We start from the raw sequence: 2,230 nt of genomic DNA on the forward strand, positions 1-2,230 counted from the left end.
TCAACGCCGGTGCCGGCGCGCTGACGCTGGACAGCACTGGCAATGACTTCACTGGAGTGGTGAGCCTCAACAACAGCGGCGCCAATGCCGTCACCCTGAACAACGGCAGCCATGCGCTGGCGCTGGGTGATTCCAACGTGGGTAGTGCCCTGGGTGTGGCGGCAAGTGGCGGCATCACGCTGGACGGCAATGTGATCACCGGCGGTTCGCAGACCTACAACGATGCGGTGACGCTGGGTGCGGACGCCACGCTGGCGAGCACGGGCAGTGGGGCCATTGATTTTGCTTCCACGGTCGATGGCGCGCACGCCCTGACGGTGAACACCGGCGGTCTGACCGCCTTCGGAGGTGCGGTGGGCGGTACGACCGCGCTGACCGGTTTGGTTGTCAATAGCGGCACCTTCAGCGCGAACGCGTTGAACATCGGCACTGGCGGACTGACAGTAACGACCACGAGCGGCGGCATTACCCAGGGTGGCACGTTCAGTGTGGCCGGGTTGTCCAGCTTCAACGCCGGCGGCAACGCCATCACGCTGACCAATGCGGGCAATGACTTCACCGGTGCGATAAGCCTGACCGGTAGTAACGTGAGCCTGGTCAACAATGCCGCGACCGTGCTGGGTACCAGCAACGTGAGCGGCACGCTGGACGTGGGCAGCAACGGCGCATTGACGCAGACTGGCGCATTGACAGTGGGCGGCGCGGCGACGTTCACGCAGAACAGCACGACGCCCGGTGGTACCACGCAGGATATCAACTTGGGCAGTCAGGCCAATGATTTCCAGGGTGGTGTGAGCTTCGCTGCCGGCACGGGCGCATCGATCAACAATTTGTCGCTGGAAAACACGTACGCGACGCCAGGGACGCTGACATTGCCTGCGAGCATCACGGGCAATCTGACATTGGACTACACCAGCGCGGCATTCACGTTGCCGGTCGTGGGCGTGGGTGGTGCCCTGGATGTGACGGCAAGTGGCGGCATCACGCTGGACGGCAATGTGATCACCGGCGGTTCGCAGACCTACAACGATGCGGTGACGCTGGGTGCGGACGCCACGCTGGCGAGCACGGGCAGTGGGGCCATTGATTTTGCTTCCACGGTCGATGGCGCGCACGCCCTGACGGTGAACACCGGCGGTCTGACCGCCTTCGGAGGTGCGGTGGGCGGTACGACCGCGCTGACCGGTTTGGTTGTCAATAGCGGCACCTTCAGCGCGAACGCGTTGAACATCGGCACTGGCGGATTGAGTGTCACCACCACGGCAGGCGACATCACGCAAGGTGGCAAGTTCGTGGTGGCGGGTGCGGCGAGCTTTGACGCGGGGACGCATGCGGTCACATTGAACGACGGCAGCAATGATTTCCAGGGTACGGTATCGGCGACCGGCGCTGGCGTGTCGCTGGCCGATGCCAATAATCTGAATGTGATCGCATTGACGGACAACAACAACGGCAACGTAAACCTGACGGCAGGTGGCATGCTGACCTTGCCGGCAAACGGCATCAATGCCGGTACAGGCAATCTGACGTTGGTATCCGATGGTGGTGCACTGACATCGTCCAGCACTTTGAGCGGCAGCAATGTATCGCTCAGCGGGAGCGCTGGTTTGGTGCTGAACAGCAACGTGACCGCCACCGGGACGTTGACACTCACCAGCAGCAACGCGGCGATCGATCAGACGGGCGGCATTCTGACGGCGGGGACGCTGACGGGCAGTTCGGCGGGTAGCGTGACGCTCAACGACGCCAACCTGATCAGCAACCTGGGTACTTTCACGGCGACCGGATTCAGCCTGATCAACAATCAGGCGCTGGACGTCAGCGGTGCCGTATCGGGCGGCACGGGTGCGACCACGATCGACACGACGGCGGGGGCGCTGACGATCGGCGCCAACGTCAGTGGTGGCATGGTCAGTCTCGATGGCAACGGAGGTCTGACGCTCAATGCGAATGTCGACAGCGGCACGGGCACGCTGACGCTGGGCTCGGGCGGCACGATCGATCAGACGGGCGGCATTCTGACGGCGGGGACACTGACGGGCAGTTCGGCGGGTAGCGTGACGCTCAACGACGCCAACCTGATCAGCAACCTGGGTACTTTCAATGCAGCGAACTTCAGCTTGAGCAACGCGCAGGCATTGGCGGACAATGGTCCGCTGACGACGACCGGCAATGCCGGGACGATCAATCTGACCACGACCAGCGGTGCGTTGAGCGTGAACACCGGTCT

At 63.1% G+C, this 2,230-nt stretch carries 1 protein-coding gene; it reads left to right on the plus strand.

What is annotated here, in order from left to right; translation table 11 throughout:
- Positions 1 to 191: 191 nt before the first annotated feature.
- Positions 192 to 2,230: beta strand repeat-containing protein (locus tag ACYDAT_RS16170; RefSeq protein WP_461451480.1), on the plus strand; the 2,039-nt coding region annotated here is incomplete at its 3' end.

It is taken from the genome of Metallibacterium sp. (assembly GCF_054637675.1).